This is a genomic window from uncultured Pseudoteredinibacter sp., assembly GCF_947502065.1.
GTDB lineage: Bacteria > Pseudomonadota > Gammaproteobacteria > Pseudomonadales > Cellvibrionaceae > Pseudoteredinibacter.
The window spans coordinates 77,873-95,830 of record NZ_CANMYE010000007.1 but is presented as its reverse complement, the minus strand read 5'-3'; the positions used below and the strand labels follow the sequence as shown (position 1 = coordinate 95,830).

General features: G+C 45.5%; 17 protein-coding genes. 11 read left to right on the top strand and 6 right to left on the bottom strand.

Going from position 1 to position 17,958, the window contains the following annotated elements; all coding sequences use genetic code 11:
• Nucleotides 1-2: 2 nt before the first annotated feature.
• Together Q1A41_RS16425 and Q1A41_RS16420 are read right to left on the bottom strand one after the other, a co-directional pair.
• Nucleotides 3-962, bottom strand: coding sequence for a hypothetical protein (locus tag Q1A41_RS16425; RefSeq protein WP_299981181.1), 960 nt, complete (start codon nucleotides 960-962; stop codon nucleotides 3-5).
• Nucleotides 963-1,199: 237 nt separating this feature from the next.
• Entirely contained in the window at nucleotides 1,200-2,075 is an 876-nt protein-coding gene (locus Q1A41_RS16420; protein ID WP_299981179.1) for a winged helix-turn-helix domain-containing protein, read from the bottom strand.
• A 178-nt stretch (nucleotides 2,076-2,253) separates the two neighbouring features.
• Between Q1A41_RS16420 and Q1A41_RS16415 the strand changes: the two genes are divergently transcribed.
• Nucleotides 2,254-2,793, top strand: coding sequence for a DUF2058 domain-containing protein (locus Q1A41_RS16415; protein WP_299981177.1), 540 nt, complete (start codon nucleotides 2,254-2,256; stop codon nucleotides 2,791-2,793).
• Nucleotides 2,794-2,795: 2 nt separating this feature from the next.
• The gene (locus Q1A41_RS16410) at nucleotides 2,796-3,215 is read left to right on the top strand and encodes an SMI1/KNR4 family protein (RefSeq protein WP_299981175.1); all 420 of its coding nucleotides are present in this window, start codon (nucleotides 2,796-2,798) and stop codon (nucleotides 3,213-3,215) included.
• Between the two features lie 39 nt (nucleotides 3,216-3,254).
• Here the strand turns inward: Q1A41_RS16410 and Q1A41_RS16405 are convergent, their stop codons facing one another.
• Entirely contained in the window at nucleotides 3,255-3,776 is a 522-nt protein-coding gene (locus tag Q1A41_RS16405; protein ID WP_299981173.1) for a GNAT family N-acetyltransferase, read from the bottom strand.
• Between the two features lie 119 nt (nucleotides 3,777-3,895).
• Between Q1A41_RS16405 and Q1A41_RS16400 the strand changes: the two genes are divergently transcribed.
• Nucleotides 3,896-6,025, top strand: coding sequence for a molybdopterin-dependent oxidoreductase (locus tag Q1A41_RS16400; protein WP_299981170.1), 2,130 nt, complete (start codon nucleotides 3,896-3,898; stop codon nucleotides 6,023-6,025).
• A gap of 107 nt (nucleotides 6,026-6,132) precedes the next feature.
• Here Q1A41_RS16400 and Q1A41_RS16395 read toward each other — a convergent pair whose 3' ends face one another.
• Together Q1A41_RS16395 and rph are read right to left on the bottom strand one after the other, a co-directional pair.
• Complete coding sequence (locus Q1A41_RS16395) at nucleotides 6,133-6,504, bottom strand: VOC family protein (protein ID WP_299981168.1); 372 nt, start codon at nucleotides 6,502-6,504, stop codon at nucleotides 6,133-6,135.
• Nucleotides 6,505-6,633: 129 nt separating this feature from the next.
• The gene (gene rph / locus Q1A41_RS16390; RefSeq protein ID WP_299981309.1) at nucleotides 6,634-7,359 is read right to left on the bottom strand and encodes a ribonuclease PH; all 726 of its coding nucleotides are present in this window, start codon (nucleotides 7,357-7,359) and stop codon (nucleotides 6,634-6,636) included.
• A gap of 134 nt (nucleotides 7,360-7,493) precedes the next feature.
• Between rph and Q1A41_RS16385 the strand changes: the two genes are divergently transcribed.
• The 7 genes from Q1A41_RS16385 to Q1A41_RS16355 all read left to right on the top strand — a co-directional run bounded on the left by Q1A41_RS16385 (nucleotide 7,494) and on the right by Q1A41_RS16355 (nucleotide 15,010).
• The gene (locus Q1A41_RS16385) at nucleotides 7,494-8,357 is read left to right on the top strand and encodes a YicC/YloC family endoribonuclease (RefSeq protein ID WP_299981166.1); all 864 of its coding nucleotides are present in this window, start codon (nucleotides 7,494-7,496) and stop codon (nucleotides 8,355-8,357) included.
• A gap of 190 nt (nucleotides 8,358-8,547) precedes the next feature.
• Nucleotides 8,548-9,519: a cytochrome c peroxidase gene (locus tag Q1A41_RS16380; protein WP_299981164.1), complete on the top strand. Its 972-nt coding sequence runs from the start codon at nucleotides 8,548-8,550 to the stop codon at nucleotides 9,517-9,519.
• Nucleotides 9,520-9,527: 8 nt separating this feature from the next.
• Nucleotides 9,528-9,842: a plastocyanin/azurin family copper-binding protein gene (locus tag Q1A41_RS16375; RefSeq protein WP_299981162.1), complete on the top strand. Its 315-nt coding sequence runs from the start codon at nucleotides 9,528-9,530 to the stop codon at nucleotides 9,840-9,842.
• Nucleotides 9,797-10,525 (top strand): c-type cytochrome, encoded by a 729-nt coding sequence (locus Q1A41_RS16370; RefSeq protein WP_299981160.1) that lies wholly within the window; start codon nucleotides 9,797-9,799, stop codon nucleotides 10,523-10,525. The genes Q1A41_RS16375 and Q1A41_RS16370 overlap by 46 nt, the downstream gene beginning before the upstream one ends.
• A complete protein-coding gene (locus Q1A41_RS16365; protein ID WP_299981158.1) occupies nucleotides 10,522-12,678 on the top strand; it encodes an ATP-binding protein in 2,157 nt (718 codons plus the stop codon). Before Q1A41_RS16370 ends, Q1A41_RS16365 begins: the two co-directional genes overlap by 4 nt.
• Nucleotides 12,679-12,680: 2 nt before the next feature.
• Nucleotides 12,681-13,853: a response regulator gene (locus Q1A41_RS16360; protein WP_299981156.1), complete on the top strand. Its 1,173-nt coding sequence runs from the start codon at nucleotides 12,681-12,683 to the stop codon at nucleotides 13,851-13,853.
• Between the two features lie 17 nt (nucleotides 13,854-13,870).
• On the top strand, nucleotides 13,871-15,010 hold the full coding sequence (locus Q1A41_RS16355; RefSeq protein ID WP_299981154.1) for an HD domain-containing phosphohydrolase: 1,140 nt from the start codon (nucleotides 13,871-13,873) through the stop codon (nucleotides 15,008-15,010).
• Between the two features lie 35 nt (nucleotides 15,011-15,045).
• Here the strand turns inward: Q1A41_RS16355 and trpB are convergent, their stop codons facing one another.
• Entirely contained in the window at nucleotides 15,046-16,263 is a 1,218-nt protein-coding gene (trpB, locus tag Q1A41_RS16350; protein ID WP_299981152.1) for a tryptophan synthase subunit beta, read from the bottom strand.
• A 223-nt stretch (nucleotides 16,264-16,486) separates the two neighbouring features.
• On the opposite strand from trpB, the gene Q1A41_RS16345 reads away from it, so the two are divergent.
• Nucleotides 16,487-17,950, top strand: a complete 1,464-nt coding sequence (locus Q1A41_RS16345) for a Wadjet anti-phage system protein JetA family protein (protein WP_299981150.1) — start codon at nucleotides 16,487-16,489, stop codon at nucleotides 17,948-17,950.
• Nucleotides 17,951-17,958 lie beyond the last annotated feature (8 nt).

The window sequence follows — 17,958 nt, the reverse complement described above, 5'->3', positions numbered from 1 at the left end:
GATCAGCTTTTGTCTGCTGATTTTTGGAATCGATGAAAAAGAAAGAAAGCCATGGATATCATCATTAAGCTCCAAAGCGGTGTCGCAGGAACTGCCGCTACTGAGCTTGCACCTCCACCAGGGCCAGCAGGAACTGTTTGGCCTGACAGGGTTCTTTGGACACCGCCCGCAGCCCAGGTTGCCAAGGCGCCAGGAGTAAGCGCAATACCAGCGCCATCAGCATCTAACTGGTTATTGCTGAAATCCACATTGGCGGGCGTAGCTGGATCGGCGGCAAAACTCACAGGTATTTGCCCCGTTAATGCATTCCCCGATAGGTCAATTAAATTAAGGTTTGTCCGATCACCTAGGTTGCTGGGAATGGCACCTGTTAAGGCCGTATTCTGCAGAAATATCCGCTCAATGCTGTTGTTCACACCTAAAGAATTCGGGATGCTGCCGCCCAGATCTGGATTGTTGGCGAAGGAGACCAAAAGCACGTTATTCCAATTGGTGAAAATATCGGGAATACCCCCCGTCAATTGATTAGCAAATAAGAACAGGCGTCGCATGTTCACCAGAGCGCTGAAACTGCTCGGAATCGCCCCCGACAGATTATTGTTACTGAAGTTGGCCTCACGCAGTAAGGTTAAATCCCCCAAACTGCTGTTTAAGCTGCCGCTAAGATTATTACTGTCCATGGCTAAGGAATTAACATTTTGATTAGGCGCCACCCCAATCAAAAATACCCCTGCCCAGTCTCCAGGGTTGCCTGTACCCCAGTTACTATTGTCTGTCCAAGATTCCCCCGCCGTGGATGCAAAAAGCCCCTTTAGGGCGTTACATTCTGCCGCTGGAATTTGAGTTTGAGCGCTACAATCGTAGGCCGCTACCGAAGCTTGGGTTTGGGCATAGCTATTGGCCGACAAGCAGGCCAAAGCCGAGGCCAGCACGGACGCTAAGCCTTTCATGGTGTTTTTCATGATGTTTACCTTCTGCATTTTCGATTGCCAAGCAACCTAATAAGAGCAATTGTTGAAGTCGCTTAAACGGCCAGGGACTCTCTACTTAGGATTCCAGCAAAACTGTTATCAGCTGGATAAGCAGGGCCGTTTAAGCGACGGGTGCAGAGTAGCGATCAGGCGCGGAACTTGATTGAAAATAGCGTGATGATTTTTGAAAAGTTTTGAATCCCTGTCACGCAAGGCTTAAGAAGAGTGTTAGCGCTCACTCACCATAGAGCTAATGCCTTTGCATAGAATCCCAGCGCCATCCATTTCCCAGGTCCAAGTTGATTTACCAGCAAGTTTACGCGGCCCATCAAAGATCAGTTTTAGCTGGGTATGGGTAGTCCCAGTACCATCGCGATAACTAAAGTTGGCATTCAAGGGTTTGCCATATTCGATATTCAGCCCTAGGTTTATTTCCAGTAATGGCGAGCTCAATATATAGGCGCCATTACGCTGGATCATGGTGGCGTTTAGGTATTCCACGGTGTCTTCACAAAAGGGGTAATTATCGGAGTTTATTTCGGTATGAAGCACGACATTGTTATCTATTAGCTGCCAGCGCCCCAATACGTTTTCGGGTTCCTTTTCTCTTGGCAAAAAGTAAGCGCCCGCACCAAAAGAGCCCATCACTAGCAAACCAACTAACAGTAGCAAACCATAGCTGCGACTTTCATCGCGCGACTTTACAGCGGGCTCATTAGCGGAGCGATTGTTAGCTTCGGTTACCTGCTCTTGCATGAGCGCTGAAGTATCTAAGCGAGAACTCCGCTGAGTATATTGAGGCTCAAGCGCTAAACGATAGCCCTTACCATGCACTGTTTTAATGATATCCCGCTCTTCATGGGCAGAAAATGTACGACGAGCCTCTGAGACAAGCTTAGCCAGCGATGCCTCTGAGACCACTACCTCGCCCCACAGCTGATCGAGCAAATCCTGCTTAGTTAGAGTATTGGGGTAGTTTTGTGCAAGCAGCTGTAATAAGCGAATCATCTTTTCGTCTTCGCTAAGTAGCTTGCCATTGTGGCTGAGCCGGACACGCTGAGTGTCAAACTCGAAGCTGGCAATATGGATTGAATGATTGGACATCAAGAAAGTACGCCTAAAACATCAAAATGAAGTGCTTTAAGCGACAATATTACGATCGCAATTAGCAAGGCTCAATGGCTATAACAGGTGAGTGACAGAGTGATTTGCTATCGCATGCTACCGCCCGCCTTGGTTATAATGCCGCCTTTAAAGTGAATGACAGGATAGGACTGGCAGCATGGCAAAATCCCTGCAGGAACAATTGATGGGCGCAGGTCTCGTCGATCAGAAAAAGGCCAAGGCCATCGGCAAAGAAAAGCGCAAGAAGGCCAAACAAACTCCCAAGGGCCATCAACAAGAAGATGAAATTAAGGCCGCAGCCAAACAAAAGCTGGCTGAAAAGGCTGAGCGCGATAGAGCCATGAATCAAGAGCGCCAAAAAGAAGTTGAAGCCAAAGAGATTCAAGCCCAGATCAAAGATCTAATTAAAAAGAATGCCATCGCCCGTAAGAACGGTGAAATTGCCTATTCTTTTACTCACGACAAGAAGATCAAAAAGCTCTACGTCGACGAAACCCTGCAAGCTCAACTTGCTCGTGGACAGATCGCTATTGTTGCTGAAGGCGAAAGCTATGAACTGGTGCCTAAAGCTGTAGCCGATAAAGTGGCACAGCGCGATGCCGCCCGCGTGGTAGTGCAAAATGAGCGCAGTAGCGAAGTGGCCGATGAGGAGGATCCATACGCCGACTTCCAAATTCCAGACGACCTGATGTGGTAAACATGGCGCTAAGTGAAGATTTTGAAGCTGTTTTAGAAGAGCTGCAGGATATCGCCGAACAGGTGCTAGTGCCTTTAGATCTGCCTGATCACGATGACCTAGTGGACATTGAAGAAGCAATTTTACTGCCTATTCCGCCACTGTACCGAGACTTCTTATTACATGCCAGCGACTTGGTCATTGGCAGCTTAGAACCGGCGACGGCTGCCGACGCCAGCTCTCACACATATTTAGCCGATATGGCCGCTGAAGCCTGGCAACTAGGCTTACCGAGGGAGCTACTGCCAATTTGCCAACGCGCTAATGGCTTTTATGCGGTCAACCAAGACGATGAAATTGTGTTTTGGTCGCCTGAATCCGGTTCTGAAGAGGCCGCAGAATCGATTTGGCATTGGGCGCGGGATATTTGGGCGAATAGCTAATATTAATAGGAGAGCATGAGCTCTCCTATTAATGTCTTATTACGCTAGGTACTCGTCTTTACTCATGCCATAAATCGAAACTGGCTGCCCGTAGACATCTCCATCTCGTAAATATCGCTCCCCCAGCTTTTCGGCTAGGCCAATAGATGCTGTGTTACCCGGATTGATTACACTGATCACCTCTTCACGGCCCATATCTTCAAAGGCATAGGCCAACGCCCTGCGGGCGCTCTCCTCGGCGAAACCTTGGCGCCAAAAATTGGGGTGAATCGCCCAACCAATTTCAAAACCTGGCCAATCTTCCGGATTGAAGAAGCCAGCTCGTCCAACGAACTTGCCACTTTCTTTGTGTTCAATAGCCCAGTGACCAAAGCCCCTAAGCTGCCAATGACCGATGATATAAGCGGCGTGGCGCCAAGCTTCTTGGCGAGTCATGGGTTTGCCGCTCAAGTAACGCATAACTTCCTCATCGGCGCACATTTCAATATAGGGCTCGATATCACTTTCCTGCCAAGCCCTCAGAATCAGACGATCTGTCTTAAGTGTGGGTACGCTTTTCATTACTCACTGTTCTCCTGGCCATATTCCTGGCCCCTAAATGTCATTTTTCACTCTTGCTCCATTAGACGATTAGTTCTTAAATGTATTCATCACATAATAAAAAATCGTGAGCCTGTTTTATGTCTGTCAATGAAATCAAAAGTCATTATCGAGCCTGCAATCTCTGTGAAGCCATTTGCGGTATTGAAATCAAAACCCAGGGCGATCAGATCCTGTCCATTAAAGGGGATAAAAATGACCCCTTAGGACGTGGTCATATATGCCCCAAAGCCGTCGCCTTGCAAGATTTGCATAACGATCCAGAGCGTTTACGCAAGCCCGTAAAGAAAGTCGATGGAGCATGGCAGGAGATTAGCTGGGAAGAGGCCATAGAACTGGCCGCGCAAGGGATTATCGACTTGCAGCAGACCCATGGAAAGAACGCTCTAGCTATTTATGCTGGCAACCCCAATGTCCATAACTATGGCAGCCTTACCCATGGCAGCATGCTGTCAAAATTGCTGCGCAGCAAAAACCGCTTCTCAGCAACCTCACTAGATCAACTACCTTGCCAATTAGTGTGTTACTGGATGTATGGTCATCAACTTGGTGTGCCAATCGCAGATATCGATAACTGCGACCTCTTTGTCATCATGGGCGGCAACCCCATGGCCAGTAACGGCAGCATGATGACGGTTCCCGATATTGCTAAGCGCTTGAAGGCAATTAAACAACGCGATGGCGAGGTCTTGGTGATTGATCCCCGTCGCAGTGAAACTGCCGAGGTCGCCAGTGAACACTGGTCGATTAGACCGGGCAGCGACGCCTTCCTGTTAATGGCCATTATTCACACCCTGTTCGAAGAAGGCCTAGTTAAACTTGGCCACTTAGAGCCGCTGCTAAAAGATATTACTGATATCGAAGCGTTGGCCAAACCGTTTAAGCCTGAATTAATCGAAGCTCATACTGGTATTAGCGCGAAACAGTGCCGAGAGCTTGCCCGCAAACTTTCCAATACCGAGCGAGCCGCTTTTTATGGTCGCATGGGAATTTCTACTCAGCAATACGGCACACTGTGTAATTGGGCCATTCAAATTATTAATATTTTGGCCGGCAACCTTGATAAGCAGGGCGGGACTTTATTAACTCACCCAGCCGTTGGAATGGTTAAGCCCGGTGAAGCTGGTGCCGGAAATTTTGGTCGCTGGAAAAGTCGAGTAAGCGGCTTACCAGAATTTAATGGTGAGATTCCCGCCGCTGTCATGGCCGAAGAAATGCTGACAGAAGGTGAAGGGCAGGCCAAAGGCTTGTTCATCATGGCCGGCAACCCGGTGTCTTCTTCGCCAAACGGTCGCCAGCTCGATCAAGCATTAGAACAACTCGATTTTATGGTTGCCGTTGATATTTATATTAATGAAACCACGCGCCATGCTGATGTGATTCTGCCACCCACAACTACTTTAGAGCATGATCATTACGACTTGGCATTTTTACGCTTAGCGGTTCGCAACACCGCACGTTTTAACGAGCCAGTATTTGAACCTAGTGAAGGCGCCAAGCACGACTGGGAAATTTTTAATGCGCTAGCGGCGGCATTAGCCAGCAAGCAAGGTATTGATTTTCAAGCCTTACTTGAGCCAAGAAAGATAATTGATTTCGCCATTCAGATGGGGCCTTATGGTGAGGCCGCCGATAACGACTGGTCACTAAATGTTGATGAACTGAGTAAACATCAACACGGTATCGACTTAGGGCCACTGGAGCCTTCGATCACCGAAGGGCGCCTATGCACAGAAGACGGTTTAATACATTGCCTGCCAGAATTAATCCCAGAAGATATTAACCGACTTGAGCAGCAACTCAATCGCAAAGCCGGAGATGGTTTATTATTAATCGGTCGCCGCCATGTGCGCGATTGCAACTCCTGGATGCACAACAGCCATCGCCTCACTAAGGGGAAAGATCGTTGGCAGCTATATATGCATCCGGAAGATTTAGCCGCTAGAAAGATCAATGACGGTGATACGGTCAGTATTGCCTCACGGGTTGGTGAGCTAAAAGTTGCGGTAAAAGCGACCGATGAAATGATGCCTGGCGTGGTAAGCATACCCCATGGCTGGGGGCATAATTCTCGTGACGGCGTGCAAATGACTATCGCCAATGAACAAGCGGGCGTTAATTGTAACGATTTAACCGATGAACAATTTTACGATCAGGTTTCTGGCAATGCAGCACTCAATGGCGTGCCAGTAGAAGTTAAAGCCTTGTAGTCGTTCTTAAACTTTGTAAACATAAGGGGTCAGATCCCCGATACAAAAAAAGAGCTTGATAAGCTCTTTTTTTGTATCGGGGATCTGACCCCAAAGCTCATACTAAATTAAGAAACAATAGTAAAAGCACACAACTTATTGCCATCTAAATCACGAAAGTAAGCACCATAAAAGCCATCACCACGCAAGCCCGGCGCACCTTCATCGCTGGCACCTAAATCCATCGCTTTTTGATGAAAAGCATCTACCTTATCTTGAGAATCCATAGCAACAGCGGTCATGCTGCCATTACCTACGGTTGCCTCATTTCCATCAAAAGGTTTGGAAATGCAGATCATAGGTTTACCCGGATCTACCGCCCAAGCCACAAAAGTATCCATATCCATAAAACGATTAGCGCCAATCGAGCCTAATAAGGCATCGTAAAAATCTGCCGCTTTTGCAAAATCATTTGTTCCCAAAGTTACGTAACCGATCATTCTGGCGTTCCTTATTAGTTGATTAAAACGTCTATAGAAATAATTGAAGCTGAACTATCTCATGTTAGAAACAAAAAAGGCAGGGCTAATTGCCCTGCCTTTTTTAACTGCTGACAGTAGTTGTCAGTATTAGCTATTTAATGCCTGCTGCTGCAAATCATTCAGCTCTTTAATACCGGCTTTAGCCAAATTCAACATCGCCATAAATTCAGTTTCGCTAAATGGCTCGCCTTCAGCGGTGCCCTGTATTTCGATAATACCGCCATCGTTAGCCATCACGATGTTCATATCGGTTTCGGCATTAGAATCTTCTGGGTAATCCAAATCTAAAACCGGCTCACCTTTATAAATGCCTACAGATACAGAAGCGATCATGCGAGCTAGGGGCTCGGCGCCGTCTTTTAGCTTGCCATTAGCCTTCATCCAATTTATGGCATCAGCTAGCGCAACACAGGCGCCAGTGATAGAAGCTGTGCGAGTACCACCATCCGCTTGAATAACATCACAATCGATGGTGATGGTATTTTCACCTAGGGCTTCCATATCAATAGCGGCGCGCAATGAACGGCCAATCAAACGCTGGATCTCAACCGTGCGACCACCTTGCTTGCCGCGTGCCGCTTCGCGATTCATTCGATCACCAGTAGAGCGGGGCAACATACCGTATTCAGCAGTAACCCAACCACGCCCTTCGCCACGCATAAAACGAGGTACACCGTCAGAAACACTGGCCGTACAGATCACCTTAGTATTGCCAAATTCCACCAGAACCGAACCTTCGGCGTGACAGGTGAAATTGCGGGTGAGGCGGACTTGACGTAGATCCTGGGGTTGACGGCCGCTGGGGCGCTCGATGCTGCTCATAGATAAACCTTCGTGTTGAATTAGCCGCCCAGTATACCCTTTATGGTAAGATTCTGCCCCAGCTAGGTTGCTGATATGACCGTGAGCCATATCAGTAAAAAGTGATCTAACAAAAGGTACGCACTATGCCACGCAGTATGACTGGATTTGCCCGCTCCGAACAACAATACCCTTGGGGCAGCATTAGCTGGGAATTACGCAGCGTTAATCATCGCTACCTAGAGCCTAATTTTCGACTGCCAGAAGCCCATCGCGGCTTGGAGCCCAATCTTCGTGAGCAAATTCGCAATAAACTTAGTCGCGGTAAGCTCGACATCAGCTTTAACATTCAACTAGGCAGTAGCGAAAACAATCAAATTGGCCTTAATCAAGCGCTCATCGAACAATTAATAAGCGCCAACCAGCAATTGCAAGGGCTAGGGGATTTTAGCCCACTGGACCCATTGGAATTACTAAAGTGGCCAGGAGTAATTATTGAAGATCGTGTCGACGGCGAGCAACTTAAGCAAGACGCCTTAAGTCAATTTGGCCAAACCATCGACCAGCTGATCGATAGCCGTAATCGCGAAGGCGAAGAGCTTGCCAATATGATCGAGCAGCGACTGCAAGGCATTAGCGAGCAGGTAACACTAGTAAGAGGCCTAATGCCTCAGATACTACAAGCTCAAAGAGACAAACTGCTAGAGCGCCTGTCAGATCTAAAAGCAGACCTAGACGCCGATCGTGTCGAGCAAGAAATTGTTATCTTGGCGCAAAAAGCCGATGTTGATGAAGAGCTGGACCGCTTGGATACCCATGTAAACGAAGTGCGTCGAACTCTCAAGCAAAAGGGGGCTATCGGACGACGCTTAGACTTCCTAATGCAAGAGCTAAACCGTGAAGCCAATACCTTGTCGTCAAAATCCATCGTTACCGATACCACCGCGGCTGCGGTTGAGTTAAAGGTGTTGATTGAGCAGATGCGTGAGCAGATCCAGAATATTGAATAGGATATAACCCAGCCCACCTTATCCCTCCCGCTTAGCGAGTTAAGGAGGCAAGCAGCCTCCTTAACTAGAGCAATCTGCTCTATATTGCCTTATCAATAATTGCCAAACGCCATTTCTATACTACATTTGTAGTATAACCTAACTAAATATCTGCTTATTTAGTATTAATTGCTAGCTAGGTACCCACGTTATGAGGCTTTGGATATTTTTACCTCTACTTGCAATATGCATTGAGTCTGCCGCGGAAGCCCCGTTCAGCACTGATGAGCTTCGCGAACTAAGGAAGCAATGGCTTTTACCGGCACCAACACTACACCCGCAACACAAACAACTCAGCGAGCTTGGTAAGAAAATATTCTTCGATACAAACCTCAGTATCGACAAAAGCACTTCCTGTGCCAGCTGTCACATTCCAGAGCTCGGCTGGAGCGATGGCAAGCCAACAGCACAGGGTTTAGTTGGCAAGCCCCTTAAACGGGCAACCCCTTCAATTATTAACACGGCTTATTCAAAAGTGCTCATGTGGGATGGAAGAGCTGACAGCCTTGAACAGCAGGCATTAATGCCATTTTTCGACCCCTTGGAAATGGGCTTAAACGAAAAACTACTCATAGCAAAAATAGCGTCAAATCAAGAGTACCCAAACTTATTTGAAAGAGCTTTCGGTGACAGCGCCATTGACTCCGCTCGCATTAGCTCTGCCTTAGCCGAGTTTCAACGTAGCATTACAGCATCAAACACACGCTTTGATCGTTGGCTAAAAGGTGATGAGTCAGCTCTCAATAACGAAGAGATTCTGGGCTTCAAGCTATTTATAGATCCTCAAAAAGCTGCCTGCGCTGTCTGTCACCACCCGCCAAATTTCACTGACGACGGATTCCACAATATCGGCTTAAGCAAACAAAAACCCGAGGACCTTGGACGCTATCGTTTTACGCCCATCCCTCTAATGAAAAGAGCCTTCAAGACACCAAGCTTACGACTTGCGACTCGAACCGCCCCATATTTTCACGATGGCAGTGCTAAAACCCTCTTAGAGGTCATTGAACACTACCAAGAAGTGAGTGTTCAAAAACACAATTTCTCGCCAAGCTTACTGCCCGTTAATTTAAACAAGGAAGAAAAAGAGAAGCTACTGGCTTTTCTTAATTCATTAGAGTGAGGAACTAGATGAAATTTTTCATGACAGTAATATTAGCACTGCTTTCAATGTCAACATCCGTAATGGCTGCAGAGCATGTGATTGGACAGAAAAACAAGGCATTCACCAAAAAATCGATCACCATAAAAAAGGGGGACACCATTAAATTCCCAAATCAGGATCCCTTTTTTCATAATGTTTACAGCATGTCCGAATCGAAATCATTTGACCTAGGGTCATATGCTAAGGGAGTTTCAAAATCGGTAAAATTTGATAAACAAGGAGAGGTTATAGTCCAATGCGCTATTCACCCCTTTATGAAGCTCAAAGTAAAAGTAGAATAATCGTAGATAGGGCCAAATGGCTTACTCTATGTTTGGCACTCAACATATGCAGCTCTGCCTTTTCTTCTAGTGATACAGGATTAACGTCAGGAGCTGGTATTTATATAAAACGCTGTGCCTTATGTCATGGCAACTCTGGCCACGGAGATGGCTATATTCCTCTATCTATCGAAGAGTACCCTAGTGCCAGCTTGTTCAATCAAAAATTCGGCACGAAACTAAAAGACGTAATCAAAATTGTCACGGATGGCGGAAGCAAAGGCAAGATGAGCCCATATTCACCACCCTGGAAGGGTGAGCTCAACGAGCTCCAAATAGCATCAGTTTCGAGCTTTGTGATTAAGCTGAGGAACAATTATGACGGCGCAATTGAAGAAATAAGATCTTTCTCAGGGGAATTACAAAGCAACAAGTTCTTAGGCAGAACAATTTACTTAAGTCGATGCAAAATATGTCATGGTGCAAATGGCGAGGGAGATGGCGTTCTGTCAAAAAGCGTCATCACAGACCCTACACCCTACAACTTAAGCAGAAGCACTAAAGACACTAGCTACCTGAAAAATATAATCAGCGTGGGAGGCAGCCCATTAGGCAGATCAAAGCAGATGCCTGCCTGGGGGCAAGAGCTTCTGGATCATGAAATCAATTCTCTTATCTACTACATCGAGTCACTTAAGCAATGAAAGTGATAGAAACCAAGAAAGATGCCATAATATTTTCGGTAATATTTATTATTGGATGCACTATCTCCGTTCTTATTCAAAATTCTGAAATTAACGAACAAATAAAACAAAAAAAGTTCGACTTTGAAGCTAAGATCTCGAGTCTAACCTTGATAATCGGAGACACTTTCAAAAGCAAAGAGAACTATTCCAAAATATTGGCCAGCTCGATCTCAGAGATAATTCTGAAGAACAGTTTCGACAAAAATCAAATAGAAAGCTTAGTTAAAGATCTCTCCATTCACGAATCATTTTATCTTTATGATGGAGAGACCAACCAGGCGGCAACTCTACATGCCTTGAGGGAAAGTAGTAAATTTGACCTAAAACCTCACATCACAAATTATTTCTCAGCAAACAATAGCTACCCCGATCAGTTTTCTATTTTAATAAAACCCAAAGTCCAATCTGCAAATGTCATGTGCATTTCCACTAAAATACCGGAATCTGTCAACATGCAGCTAATTGCCTGCTGCAGTATAAACAGCATGCTTTCCAATGTAATCGAAAGATCAAGTGAAGACTGGCAAAAGACGCATGTTTTTACTGGCGACAGATTATCTGGCTTTAGCAGCTTATACACCTTCCCGGTAGACTTTTCACAGGAAGTGAGTTTAGAAGAGCTTCGAGCAGCAAATAAAAACATCGTTTTTCTACCCTATGCCATCAAGTATGCAAACAAGGACTTATCAATTGCATTTGACCCAGGTAATAATTTTTATCAGCTTGACAGCTGGTCCGATTTTTTGCCTTTTATCTTCAGTCTAACTTTGACACTCATTCTCTTGTACTACGTTCGCTATCAAAGCATCGAGACACAACTTGTCAATCATAAGGTCGACATCAAAACAAAAGAGCTAAATGAGGCGAAATTAGAACTTGAAAGCGAAGTAGAAAAATCTCAGGAACTCTACGACAAGCTTCAGGAGTCCAACAGTGAACTATCCTCTCTAACAAACTCAATTGACGGTATTCTCTGGGAAGGAGATCCTGTAACGATGCGCTATAACTACATTAGCGAACAGGTAGAACGCATACTTGGGTACCCACCCGAGTGCTTTACAAGTGGCGACTTTATTATTGGCAGCCTAATGGAAGGTACTGGGCAGCAAGACATCATGCAAAGAATTATCGAAGGCGAGGACTACAACAGTAGCTTTCAAATCGAGTTTCAAAGCAAGCGCATTGATAATAAAAACATTTGGCTCAAAGGCATTATTAGTCGAATATTTAAAAACGGCAGGCTGCACAAGCTTCGCGGTGTGTATCTTGATATATCCAAGCAAAAAGAACAGGAGCTAAAGAATCAAGAAATTGAAGCTCAACTTAGGCAATCACAGAAACTCGAATCTATTGGCCAACTTGCTGCGGGAATTGCCCATGAGGTGAATACTCCCGCGCAATTTGTAGGTGACAACCTGAATTTTATCGGCACATCTTGCCAGGAGCTGATTGAATTTATCAAGCAACATGGAAATGAATTATCTGTAGTCAACGAAAACTACTTAGAAGACTTAGACTTTGAGTTCCTTCAGGAAGAGCTTCCAGATGCGATCACGCAATCTAAGGACGGTCTAAAACGCATCAACAAAATCGTTAGTGCAATGAAGAACTTTTCACACCCTGACGGTGAGGAAAAGCAAAAGATCAACCTCAACAAGGCAATCGAAAGCACTTCGATCATTTCAAAGAGCGAATGGAAATACACTGCCGATTTAAAACTCAATCTTGAAAAAGACCTGCCCCCAGTTAGCTGCTTTCCGGGAGAACTTAATCAAGTGTTTCTCAACATGATAGTGAACTCTTCACATGCTATTGAGGAGAAATACAAAGGCGAAAAAATGGGTCTGATTGAAATTATTACCAGGCTCGAAGATGAGTCTGCCGTAATTGAGATTAAGGATGATGGCATTGGAATTCCGCAAGAGATAATCAGCAAAGTCTTTGACCCATTTTTCACCACCAAAGGAGTCGGTAAAGGGACGGGGCAAGGCTTATCCATTTCATACTCTGTAATAAAGGACAAACACAAGGGAACAGTTAACATTAGCAGCGAGGTAGGTGAGGGAACGACTTTTACCATTAGCCTCCCCATTGATGAAAAACCTGATTAGCAATGAAGAAAAATATACTGTTTGTAGATGATGAAGAAAACGTCCTAAGCGGGCTTAGGCGAGCTCTTCACTCTACCAGAAATGAATGGTCCATGAGTTTTTCAAGCTCAGGGGCTGCTGCACTCGAAGAAATGTCGAACAACTCCTATGATGTCATTGTAAGCGATATGCGCATGCCAAATATGAACGGGGTTGAACTACTCACACAGGTTAAAAAGCTATACCCTGAAACCCTCAGAATAGTTTTGTCTGGTTACAGTGAAACAGAATTAATCTTAAACTGCATAAATGTCGCGCATCAATATTTAGCCAAGCCGGCCAAACCTGAAACGCTAAAATCTACGATAAATAAATCCCTTAGAATGAAGGACCTATTGTCCTGCCCGGCTTTAAGCAAGACTATATCTAAGATTGATAAATTGCCGTGCCTCCCTACTATTTACAGCGAGATCAACAAAGAGCTTAGTAAAGAGGATTCAAGCCTTGATGCAATCTCTGAGCTAATCAGCCAAGATATCGCTATGACAGCTAAACTGCTTCAAATTTGCAACTCTGCATATTTTGGGATAGGAAGAACCATAGAATCGCCCTGCGAAGCAGTAAACTTCTTAGGTATCGATACAATCAAGAGTTTGATACTGACGATAAAGGTCTTCGATCAGCTGCCTCGCCCTGAAAGCGAACATTTTAACTTGGAAAAAATCTGGCAACAAAGCCAGAACACCGCGATCCTAGCGAAAAAAATTGCTACCCACGAGAAGTTAGAACTGGGAGCCATTAATCAGTCATTCACAGCAGGATTACTTCACAGAATCGGCGAGATTGTCTTACAGCAGGAATTTCCTAAAGACTATCTCAAAGCCGCATCCATTAGCGAAATGGACAATGTTGAAATTTATAGGTCTGAAAGTGAAGTCTTTGGTTTTGACAACAGTCTAGTAGGGGCATATCTCCTAGATTTTTGGGGTCTTCCAGGTGACATTAGCAGCTGCTTGGCGTTAATACATCAGCCACAACATTTGAATTTTAGTCATATTGCTCCACCCGAAATCATACATATTGTATATCAACTGCTAAACAACACAGCATTATTGAAAACAGATCGCTGCCCATTAGGCGACTACTTTAGCAGTGACAAAATTGAATCTTGGCTAGAGATTTCCAGTAATATTTAAGTATCAATGAGGACAACATGAAACCTTCCGTGTTATTTGTTGACGACGAACCCAATGTACTAAAAGCTTTCAGAAGAACACTCCGAGGAGAGTTCGACATTCATCTTGCGGACAGCGGGGAAGCAGCTCTTAAGCAGCTAAGTGCCGGCCCTACCTTTTCGGTAATCGTATCTGATATGCAAATGCCGGAAATGAACGGTATTGAGTTTCTAGAAAGATCAAAAGAAATCCAACCAAATGCTATAAGGATTATGCTGACCGGAAATGCGGACCAACAAACGGCGATAGACGCGATCAATCAAGGTAATATTTTTAAGTTTATAAATAAACCCTCTTCCCCTCAGATCGTTTCAGAGGTTCTAAACTCAGCAATTCAACAATATACCCTTAACAATCTGGAAGAGGATCTCCTTGAAAACACTCTACGCGCAAGTATTGAGGCTTTGAGTGACACTCTCGCCTTAGCAAGCCCTGATATATTTGGCCGCACTTCCAGACTAAAGGATCATGTTACACGATGCGTCTCTATTCTCGGCGTAAAAGAGGTCTGGAGATACGAAGCGCTGTCCATGTTATGCCTGGTAGGCCTAGTTAGCTTGCCTGAAGAGGCAATCAGCGCCATAAACCAAGGAGGGAAACTTGATGCCAACTTCGAGCAAATGTACCACTATCACCCAGAGCTAGCGTTTCAGCTAATTAGCCGAATCCCCCGCATGGAGGATATCGCCAACTCCATTCGCTACCAGAACAAAAACTTTAATGGCAGCGGATACCCTGAGGATGACGTTTCCGGTAGTGACATTCCAGTGGCATCTCGACTACTCAAGGTCATCGTAGATTTCGATCACTATGAATCACTACACGGTAGCAGTGAATATGCGATCAACAAAATGCGGGGCAAAGCCGGTATTTATTACGACCCAAAGATTTTAGATCTATTCGTAAAATCTTTGGAGTATATCGTTCAGAAAGACGAACAGCATGTACCAATATCAGAGCTTGACGATGACATGGTATTGTCTCGCGATGTAAAAACTAAAAGCGGAGCACTTTTACTCTCTAAAGGCATTCGCATCAGTGACGCTACCCGATCAAGATTAAGAAGTTTTCAAAGAAGCCGCTCCATACCAGACTCAATTTTTATTACGGCAAAATAAAAAAGCGCTGCGAAAACGCAGCGCCACGCTATCGATTAAAGCTTGTTGCCTATTTCATAGGCTTGGCCATAATTCTCAACTACAAAATCGATATCCTTATCGCCTCGACCTGATAGGTTTACTAATACACACCCCCCGTCTTTTGCAATTTTGCAAGCTTGCGCAATCGCGTGAGACGATTCAATCGCGGGAATGATGCCTTCCATACGGGACAGTTCAAAAAAGGCATCGATCGCTTGTTTATCATCGATAGCATGGTAATTAACTCGACCTAGATCTTTCAAGTAAGCATGCTGCGGCCCAACTGAGGGATAATCCAAACCACTGGCGACAGAGTACACCTCTTGCGGCTCACCTTGCTCATCTTGCAACATATAAGACTTAAAGCCATGCATGGTACCTGGCTGGCCTTTGCTTAGGGTAGCCGCGTGTTCTCCGGCAACATCCATAGTATGTCCAGCCGGCTCAACGCCGTGCAAGGCTACCTCTGTGTCATCTAAAAAGGCACTGAAGATTCCCATCGCATTGGATCCACCACCAACACAAGCAACCACATGATCAGGTAGGCCACCGTATTGCTGCTGCATTTGCTGGCGGGCCTCATTTCCAATAATAGACTGGAAGTCGCGCACCATCATTGGGAAAGGATGCGGGCCCACTACAGAACCAATAGCATACAGCTGACTATGCGGATCTTTTAAGTAGGCTTCGAATGCGGCATCTACCGCCTCTTTTAAAGTTTTACGGCCATGAGTTGCGGGGATCACATTGGCACCTAAGATATGCATGCGCACAACATTGGGATGCTCTTTTTTAATATCTACCTCGCCCATATAGATGTCGCACTCCAAGCCCAGCAAGGCCGCCGCCGTCGCCAAAGCAACCCCGTGTTGCCCTGCACCGGTTTCAGCAATGATCTTTTGCTTACCCATTTTCTTGGCCAATAGAGCTTCACCAAGACAGTGGTTTATTTTGTGGGCACCGGTGTGATTCAAGTCTTCTCGCTTGAGGTAAATCTCGGCACCGTATTTCTTTGATAAATTTTGAGCCAAGAAGATTGGGCTAGGGCGGCCAACATAATGTTGATAAAGGCTAGCTAGCTGGCTTAAAAACTCTGGGTCTTGGCGAATCTCACAATAAGCCGCATCAATATCATTCATTATTTGCTGCAGCTCAGGTGGAATAAAGCTTCCGCCATATTCACCAAAGTAACCTTGCTCATTGGGTAAGGGGTGATCAAATGTATTTTGCATATTGCTATTCTCGCTTTGAGGCTCTAGCTGCTCTTATAAGTGTTATTTGGGCAGGTGTTAAATCGTACATCTTTATATTAGAGCCTTCTATTATACCTTGGCTAGACAGGCCTGAATAATGGCCATTAGTCCCGATTAGAAAGCTCATATTTACCGCTCCTTAGCAAAGGCGTAAAATCCTCGCTTTTGGCCCCGCTATGGTAGGGAATGCCGAGGCTTATCGATGTTTTTTTGTGCTGAACGTTTACACTTTTTTAAAGCCTTAACTGGCAAATACCGGGCACAGGTGGCCGCCTGCCTTACCTTACTCTACCAACGTCAATACAGCGCTACTGCAGACTATGGGCACGCCCCTGATCGAGATTTAATCATCGATATCTTCACTGAGGCACTGGCCCGTAACGCCAAGCTGGTTTTGGAAAGTGACAGCGAAGACGGCACTGATCAAGAATTACGCTTTAAAAGCGCTCGTGAGCAGGCCAGCTGGTTACTTAAGCTACTTATCGACTGCGGCTGGGTAGAACGTCAAGTAGACCCTGCTACCTTGGCAACCAGCTTTCCTTTCAGCCGTATGGGTCGGGTTTTCGCCCAAGCCTTGTTAGAAGCTGACAGCAGCCAGATTCGTACTCGTCATCGCAATACGCGCAACACTCTGAACTCTTTGGAAGCATTTCATAGCCGCGCCGAAGTTTATGATTTACTAGATGCTTACGATCATTCAGAGCGAATTATTACCGATTTTACGGATATCATTTCCGAGCTGGAAGAGCGCAAACGTGAACTGGTTCGTGAGGTCGAAGCACAACAATTGGTACAGCAAGCCAGTGAGCAATTTTTTGAGTTTATGGAAAAACGCTTTCAGCCAGACATCCAGGTTCGCCTTTCTGCTGATAGTGTTGAAAAGTATCGCGATGATATTAAAAAGATCATTCGTAAAATACGCAGCAAGCCCAAAACCTTTAAACAACAGGCGGAGTTAGAATTACGCCGAGTAATGCCCGACCTTTGCTCTGAAGATCAGTCCTATCTTTATTTTTTATTAGAGCAGATAGAGCAGCGCATGCGCAGTGCCGCCGATATAATGCTGCCCGCGCTACGTAGCGCTTTGCATGGCTTCACCAAGCGTGCAGACATTATTATTCGTCAGCTCAGCTATTTACACAGCCAGGCTGATAATAATTTAGTCGAAACCTGTCGCGAACTTGCCGATCTTGATGAGGAAAGTTTCCAGCAGCGCCTTAGCGCAGCGGCCAATAAGTGCGCTAGCATGCGCCTTGCCTTTATAGACCCTGCTCATATCAAGTGGCAAGAACGTAAAAGCGCCGTTGCTTTAAGCACTGCAGTACAAGAAGCCGTTGAACTTGATAGCGAGGCACAGCGCGAATTAATGATTCAGCAGCTGCTCGACCAAGCTTTTGTTAGCAACAAAGAAAACTTACGCAATTACATTGTCGACTCGTTGCGTGGAGGGCGTCAAATCGCCACCAGCGAGTTACAAATTGAAGATGCTCACAGCTTAATGAGTATGGCTTCCGCCATTGAAATTGGCGCCGTCAACAACCAAAGCTCGGACTTACAATTCGAAGTACAATACTTAAGCACCGATCCACAGAGCAATGAGTACTTCGAGAGCTTTGACGAATTCACCATCGAACTACGCGGCACAGCGCCAGCAACAGACAAGTAACAAATTTT

Bases quoted from the DNA above. Each gene is read 5' to 3' on its own strand.
- Q1A41_RS16410 (WP_299981175.1), top strand. From the start codon at position 2,796: ATGGCGCTAAGTGAAGATTTTGAAGCTGTTTTAGAAGAGCTGCAGGAT.
- Q1A41_RS16400 (WP_299981170.1), top strand. From the start codon at position 3,896: ATGTCTGTCAATGAAATCAAAAGTCATTATCGAGCCTGCAATCTCTGT.
- Q1A41_RS16355 (WP_299981154.1), top strand. From the start codon at position 13,871: ATGAAACCTTCCGTGTTATTTGTTGACGACGAACCCAATGTACTAAAA.
- Q1A41_RS16345 (WP_299981150.1), top strand. From the start codon at position 16,487: ATGTTTTTTTGTGCTGAACGTTTACACTTTTTTAAAGCCTTAACTGGC.
- Q1A41_RS16380 (WP_299981164.1), top strand. From the start codon at position 8,548: ATGAGGCTTTGGATATTTTTACCTCTACTTGCAATATGCATTGAGTCT.
- Q1A41_RS16385 (WP_299981166.1), top strand. From the start codon at position 7,494: ATGCCACGCAGTATGACTGGATTTGCCCGCTCCGAACAACAATACCCT.
- Q1A41_RS16360 (WP_299981156.1), top strand. From the start codon at position 12,681: ATGAAGAAAAATATACTGTTTGTAGATGATGAAGAAAACGTCCTAAGC.
- Q1A41_RS16375 (WP_299981162.1), top strand. From the start codon at position 9,528: ATGAAATTTTTCATGACAGTAATATTAGCACTGCTTTCAATGTCAACA.
- Q1A41_RS16395 (WP_299981168.1), bottom strand. From the start codon at position 6,504: ATGATCGGTTACGTAACTTTGGGAACAAATGATTTTGCAAAAGCGGCA.
- Q1A41_RS16415 (WP_299981177.1), top strand. From the start codon at position 2,254: ATGGCAAAATCCCTGCAGGAACAATTGATGGGCGCAGGTCTCGTCGAT.
- Q1A41_RS16405 (WP_299981173.1), bottom strand. From the start codon at position 3,776: ATGAAAAGCGTACCCACACTTAAGACAGATCGTCTGATTCTGAGGGCT.
- Q1A41_RS16365 (WP_299981158.1), top strand. From the start codon at position 10,522: ATGAAAGTGATAGAAACCAAGAAAGATGCCATAATATTTTCGGTAATA.
- Q1A41_RS16420 (WP_299981179.1), bottom strand. From the start codon at position 2,075: ATGTCCAATCATTCAATCCATATTGCCAGCTTCGAGTTTGACACTCAG.
- Q1A41_RS16370 (WP_299981160.1), top strand. From the start codon at position 9,797: ATGCGCTATTCACCCCTTTATGAAGCTCAAAGTAAAAGTAGAATAATC.
- trpB (WP_299981152.1), bottom strand. From the start codon at position 16,263: ATGCAAAATACATTTGATCACCCCTTACCCAATGAGCAAGGTTACTTT.
- Q1A41_RS16425 (WP_299981181.1), bottom strand. From the start codon at position 962: ATGAAAAACACCATGAAAGGCTTAGCGTCCGTGCTGGCCTCGGCTTTG.